At 70.8% G+C, this 6,193-nt stretch carries 4 protein-coding genes; 2 read left to right on the top strand and 2 right to left on the bottom strand.

Annotation, left to right across the window (positions count from 1 at the left end):
* The first annotated feature begins 130 nt into the window (after positions 1-130).
* Complete coding sequence (locus CA983_RS39330) at positions 131-964, top strand: HAD family hydrolase (RefSeq protein WP_086605494.1); 834 nt, start codon at positions 131-133, stop codon at positions 962-964.
* Positions 965-1,299: 335 nt separating this feature from the next.
* Here the strand turns inward: CA983_RS39330 and CA983_RS39325 are convergent, their stop codons facing one another.
* Entirely contained in the window at positions 1,300-2,124 is an 825-nt protein-coding gene (locus CA983_RS39325) for a Fic family protein (RefSeq protein WP_086605493.1), read from the bottom strand.
* Between the two features lie 52 nt (positions 2,125-2,176).
* Positions 2,177-3,451: a hypothetical protein gene (locus CA983_RS39320; RefSeq protein ID WP_086605492.1), complete on the bottom strand. Its 1,275-nt coding sequence runs from the start codon at positions 3,449-3,451 to the stop codon at positions 2,177-2,179.
* Positions 3,452-3,745: 294 nt separating this feature from the next.
* Between CA983_RS39320 and CA983_RS39315 the strand changes: the two genes are divergently transcribed.
* The gene (locus CA983_RS39315; RefSeq protein WP_086605491.1) at positions 3,746-6,115 is read left to right on the top strand and encodes a bifunctional SulP family inorganic anion transporter/carbonic anhydrase; all 2,370 of its coding nucleotides are present in this window, start codon (positions 3,746-3,748) and stop codon (positions 6,113-6,115) included.
* Positions 6,116-6,193 lie beyond the last annotated feature (78 nt).

The raw sequence follows: 6,193 nt of genomic DNA, 5'->3' as shown, positions 1-6,193 counted from the left end.
GCCCTACTCGGGGGGGGAGGAGTCGGGCCGGGTTAGCACGGTCGCGAACGATCCGTGACTTCCATGGTGTACCCGAGAGCCCTCTCAGGCAAACCCACACGCCCCACCTTACGCCGAATGGGCTGCCCCTATGCTCAAGGGCGTGGAAAACCACTCGTTGCCCCGCACAGCGGCCTTCTTTGACCTGGACAAGACGGTCATTGCGAAGTCGAGCACGCTCACGTTCAGCAAGTCGTTCTACCAAGGCGGTCTGATCAACCGCAGGGCCGTCTTGCGAACTGCATATGCCCAGTTCGTCTTCCTGGCCGGCGGCGCCGACCACGACCAGATGGAGCGCATGCGCGCCTACCTGTCCGCGCTGTGCCGCGGCTGGAACGTGCAGCAGGTCAAGGAGATCGTCGCCGAGACGCTGCACGACCTGATCGATCCGATCATCTACGACGAGGCGGCCTCCCTGATCGAGGAGCACCACACCGCCGGCCGCGACGTGGTGATCGTGTCCACGTCCGGCGCGGAGGTGGTCGAGCCGATCGGCGAGCTGCTCGGCGCGGACCGCGTGGTGGCGACCCGCATGGTCGTGGGCGACGACGGCTGCTTCACCGGCGAGGTGGAGTACTACGCGTACGGCCCGACCAAGGCCGAGGCCATCAGGGAGCTGGCCGCGTCCGAGGGCTACGACCTCAGCCGCTGCTACGCCTACAGCGACTCGGCGACCGACGTGCCGATGCTGGAGTCCGTCGGCCACCCTCATGCCGTGAACCCGGACCGCACCCTGCGCCGCGAGGCCCTCGCGCGCGGGTGGCCGATTCTGGACTTCCACCGTCCGGTCCGGCTCAAGCAGCGCATTCCCGGCTTCTCCGTGCCGCCGCGTCCGGCGCTCGTCGCGGTCGCCGCGATAGGCGCCGCAGCGGCCACCGCCGGCCTCGTCTGGTACGCCAACCGGCGCCGGGCGACCGTCGTTTGACCTGGGACGACCCGAAGTCCTATTTGAACCCAAAAGTAAAGAAGTGCAGTCTGGACTTCCGCTTACTCCGGGGCAGGAGTACAAAGGACTCAACGGCCCGCGAGACCAAGGACATCCGAGAGGATCACCTTAAGTACGCATTTGGCCCCACGGACCGAGCATGAACACCGGGCACCCACGCGACGTCGACCCGTCGATTACGGGCCAGCCGCACCAGGGACGGGCGAAGTTCCCGACCTGATGGGCATATATCGAGGACGCTTGGTACCCCGATGTTCATGCCAGCGGCGGTACGAGTTCTCGTACCGCCGCATTTGTCTGCCGACCCCGTCCTGCTACGCCGCTCCGCGCTGCAACGCCTCGCACACCGCCGTCGACTCGCGTGCGCCCAGTTCGACCGCCCTGCCGCAGTGGGCGATCCAGGCGGCCATGCCCTGCGGAGTGCCGGAGACGTACCCGTCGAGGGCTTCCAGGTAGGCCTCACGGCCCAGCTCGGCGTGGCCCACCTCGGCCGGGCAGACCGACTTCGGGTCCAGGCCGCTGCCGATCAGGACGATGCGTTCGGCCGTGCGCGCGACCAGGCCGTTGTGGGACGTGAAAGGACGCAGCGCGAGGAGTTCGCCGTGCACGACGGCGGCCGTCACCAGCGCCGGCGCGGTGCCGCCCGCGATGATCAGCTCGGCCAGCCCCTCCAGCCGGCCGTGCGCCTCGGCCGCGCTCGGCAGCGGCAGCCCGAAGAGCGGTTCGTCGACCGGCTCGCCCTCCTGCCGCGGCCGTCCCACCTGGTCGGCCTTGTCGGCCGCCGCCACCAGGTGCAGCCGGGCCAGTACCCGCAGGGGCGACTGCCGCCAGATGGACAGCAGCTGACCCGCCTCCGCGGTCAGCCGCAGGGCCGCACCCACGGTGCGCGCCTCGTCGTCGCCGCTGAAGTCCGTACGCCGGCGGACCTCCTCCAGCGCCCAGTCCGCGCCGGCCAGCGCCGCCGAGCCACGGGCGCCGCGCAGGGCCGCCTCCGAGGTGATCGCGTTGCTGCGCCGCCGCATGATGCGGTGCCCGTAGACCCGGTCCACGGACTTGCGCACGGACTCCACGGAATCGGCCACTCCGGGCAGCGCCCCCAGGGCCGCGAGAGGGTCGGCGGTCGCGCCTGCTGTACTCATGAGTACGACCCTACGCACCCCGAGGGCCCGCCCCACGGCGGAGTGGCCATCTTCACTCGGGCCGCTGCTTCGCCGCCGGAGCCCCGGGCACGCCCTTCGGGGCCGGGGCGGGCCGGCCCGCGAGGAATGACGCCCAGCCCTGCTTCGGGGCCTCGCCGACCTTCAGCGTGCGCAGCTTCTCCAGCGTCGTCGGGTCCTGGGCGTCCAGCCAGTCCACGAGCTGCCGGAACGACACACAGCGCACCTCCTTCTTGGTGCACACCGTCTCGATGACCTCCTCGACGGCCCGCATGTAGGTGCCGCCGTTCCAGGACTCGAAGTGGTTGCCGATGATCAGGGGCGCGCGGTTGCCGTCGTAGGCCCGGTAGAAGCCCTTGAGCAGGCCGTAGCGCATCTGGTCGCCCCAGAAGCGGTGCATGGCGGGGTTGCCCCGGGTGGTGGTGCCCGACTGGCTGACCATGAAGTTGTAGTCCATGGTCAGCTGCTCGTAGGAGTGGCCCGGGAACGGCACGAGTTGCATGGACACGTCCCACAGGCCGTACTTCTTCTTCGGCCAGACCTGGTCGTTGACGCCGCTGGTGTCGTAGCGGAAGCCCAGTTCGCGGGCCGCCTTCAGGAAGTTCCGCTGGCCCTCCAGGCAGGGCGTGCGGGCGCCGATGAGCTCCTTGTCGTAGTCGAAGGGCAGCGGGGACGCGTTCTTCATGCCGGTGTTCGTCTTCCAGGTCTTCACGAACTGCTTGGCCTGGGCGATCTCGTCCTTCCAGTCCTGCACGGACCACTCGCCGACCCCGCCGCCGCTGCCGCAGAAGTGGCCGTTGAAGTGGGTGCCGATCTCGTTGCCCTCCAGCCACGCCAGGCGAAGCTGCTTCACGGTGGCGGCGATGCCGCGGCGGTCGTTGAAGCCGATGTCGGAGCGGCCCGGGGAGTGCTGCGGCGGCCGGTACCGGTCGCGTTTGTCGTCCGGGAGGAGGTACACGCCGCTCAGGAAGTAGGTCATGGTCGCGTTGTTCGCCCTGGCGACCTTGCGGAAGTGCGAGAACAGCTTCCGACTGTCCTCGCCCGCGCCGTCCCAGGAGAAGACGACGAACTGCGGGGGCTTCTGGCCGGGCCGCAGCCGCTCGGGTCTGGGCAGGTGGGGCTGCGCACCGGTGTAGGCGGTGGAGCCGTCTCCGATCAGCCGGACCGCGCTCTCGGGCGCCTGAGCCGGTTTCGCCTTCCGCGGGGCGGGGGTCTCCTGCCGCGATGTGCCGGTCCCGCAACCGGCGAGCGATGCGGCGCAGAGCGCGGCGATCACGGAGCCCGCGGCGATCCTGTGGGTGGCTGCCATGGTCCGCCCACCTTCTTCCTTCTCTCGGGTGCGGACAGCGCCGCCAAATTCGCACGAGACCGAGAAGGAATTAGTAAGACAAGCCGATCACATGGCCACTTCACTCCTCGGGGTGATTTATTCGCCCATTTGCCCGTAAAGTCCTTGCTCCCCCTTTACTCTGCATTACGATCCGTTTACCGAGCGTTGAAACATCCCGCCGATTTACACCGTGACCACGGCCGCGACCGGCCTCCGCCCCGAGCGGAGAGCCCGCGTTACGCGACCGCGCAGCCCCGGAGGAGACGGGAAAACATGTCAGCCTGCGTCCCCACCCGTGCCGCCGATCCGAACCGGACCGAACGCACCCATCCACCCCACAGCCCGCCACCGGGCGGCCCCCGCCGCTTCCGGATCGCGGGGGCCGACGTGTCGGCCTCGATCGCGGTCTTCCTGATCGCACTGCCCCTGTCGCTGGGGATCGCCCTGGCCACCGGCGCACCGCTCCAGGCCGGCCTCGTCGCCGCCGCCGTGGGCGGGCTCGTCGCCGGACGGCTCGGCGGCTCCCCGCTCCAGGTGAGCGGACCGGCCGCCGGACTCACCGTCGTCACCGCCGATCTCATCCAGCGCTATGGCTGGCGGACGACCTGCGCCATCACGGTCCTCGCCGGCCTGACCCAACTCGGCCTGGGCTGCCTGCGCGTGGCCCGTGGTGCCCTCGCCGTCAGCCCCGCCATCGTGCACGGCATGCTCGCCGGGATCGGCGTCACCATCGCCGTCGCCCAGCTGCACATCGTGCTCGGCGGCACACCGCAGAGCTCCGTCCCGGACAACCTCCGCGCGCTGCCCGCCCAGTTGGCGGACACGGGCCTCGCGGCCGTGTCGGTGAGCGCGCTGACCCTGGCGCTGCTGCTGCTCTGGCCGAGACTGCCCGGCCGGGCCGGACGCCTGCTGCGCAAGGTCCCGGCCGCGCTCGTCGCCGTCGCCGGGGCCAGCGCGGCCGCCGCCCTCGCCGGGCTCCGCCTGCCCAAGGTCGACCTGCCGTCCTGGAGCAACCACGCCCTGGCCGGACTGCCCGAGGGGCCCGTGCTCGGCCTCGTCGCCGCGGTGCTCACCACGACGCTGGTGTGCAGCGTGCAGTCGCTGCTCGGCGCGGTCGCCGTGGACAAGCTGGTGGCCGGCCGCCCGGGCCTGCCCACCCGTGTCCGGCGCTCCGACCTCGACCGCGAACTGCTCGGGCAGGGCGCCGCCAACATCGTCTCCGGCTCCCTCGGCGGACTGCCCATCGCGGGCGTCGCCGTGCGGACTTCGGCGAATGTGCACGCGGGCGCGGTGAGCCGGAACTCCACGATGCTGCACGGCGTTCTCGTAGTGATCGCCGCGCTGCTGATGGTCCCCATCCTGGAGCTCATCCCGCTCGCCTCGCTCGCCGCCCTGGTGATGGCCGTCGGCATCCAGATGGTGTCCCTGCACCACATCCGCACGGTGACGCGCCACCGAGAGGTGTGGGTCTACGCCGTCACGACCCTGGGTGTGGTGTCCCTGGGCGTTCTGCAGGGCGTGGCGCTGGGCATCGCCATGGCTGTCGGCGTCGCCCTGCACCGCCTCACCCGCACCCGCATCACGCACGAAGAGACGGAAGGAGTCCATCACGTACACGTCAGAGGACAGTTGACGTTCCTCGCGGTGCCACGGCTCAGCCGGGCCCTGCATCTCGTACCCCACGGGGCCGACACCGTCGTCGAGCTGGACGGGTCGTTCATGGACCACGCGGCCTACGAGACGTTGCAGGACTGGCAGAAGACGCACACCGCGCAGGGCGGCACCGTCGAGATCACCGGCCGGCACCCCGGCACCCGCATCTCCGAGCCCCAGGCCGTCACCGGCTGCCGCTGCCGGCCCTGGACACCCTGGCGCAACCACCAGTGCGACCGCCCCCAGTCCGCTCCCCCTTCCCGGAACGACCGGGGCGGGACGGACCGCACCGAGCCGGACCCGACAGGCACCGGCGGGGCCAGTGGGCACGAACTGGTGCGTGGCATCAGCGCGTTCCAGCGCAACACCGCGCCCCTGGTACGCAGCGAGCTGGCCCGGCTGGCGCGTGAGGGACAGCGGCCGTCGCAGCTCTTCCTGACCTGCGCCGACTCACGACTGGTCACATCGATGATCACCTCCAGCGGTCCGGGCGACCTGTTCGTCGTGCGCAACGTGGGCAACCTCGTCCCACGGCCGGGCGACGAGAGCGGCGACGACTCGGTGGCGGCCGCGATCGAGTACGCCGTGGACGTGCTGCGGGTGCGGTCCATCACGGTGTGCGGGCACTCGGGCTGCGGCGCCATGCAGGCGCTGCTCAACTCCGAGCCCGGCGGCGCCCGGACACCGCTGAAGCGGTGGCTGCGGCACGGACTGCCGAGCCTGGAGCGCATGGCCGACGACAGCCTGCCGTGGGGCAGCCTGGCCGGGCGGGCGCCCGAGGACGCGGTCGAGCAGCTCTGCCTGACCAACGTGGTCCAGCAGTTGGAGCACCTGCGCGCCCACGACTCGGTGGCCCGGGCCCTCGACGAGGGCGCCCTGGAGCTGCACGGAATGTACTTCCACGTGGGCGAGGCCGAGGCCTACCTGCTCACCGAGACGGACGACGGCGTCGTCTTCGACCGCGTACGCGAGGCGGACCTGACGGCGTGAGCCCATGACGGCGTGCGCTCGGCACGTGCGCGGGTGTGCGGCCCCGACAGCCTGCTGGGCCGCACACCCACCGCGCAC

Source organism: Streptomyces swartbergensis, assembly GCF_002148965.1.
Lineage (GTDB): Bacteria > Actinomycetota > Actinomycetes > Streptomycetales > Streptomycetaceae > Streptomyces > Streptomyces swartbergensis.
This window is presented reverse-complemented; position numbering and strand designations above follow the sequence as displayed.

Coding starts and splice junctions, on each gene's coding strand:
- CA983_RS39315 (WP_086605491.1), top strand. CDS start 3,746: ATGTCAGCCTGCGTCCCCACCCGTGCCGCCGATCCGAACCGGACCGAA.
- CA983_RS39320 (WP_086605492.1), bottom strand. CDS start 3,451: ATGGCAGCCACCCACAGGATCGCCGCGGGCTCCGTGATCGCCGCGCTC.
- CA983_RS39330 (WP_086605494.1), top strand. CDS start 131: ATGCTCAAGGGCGTGGAAAACCACTCGTTGCCCCGCACAGCGGCCTTC.
- CA983_RS39325 (WP_086605493.1), bottom strand. CDS start 2,124: ATGAGTACAGCAGGCGCGACCGCCGACCCTCTCGCGGCCCTGGGGGCG.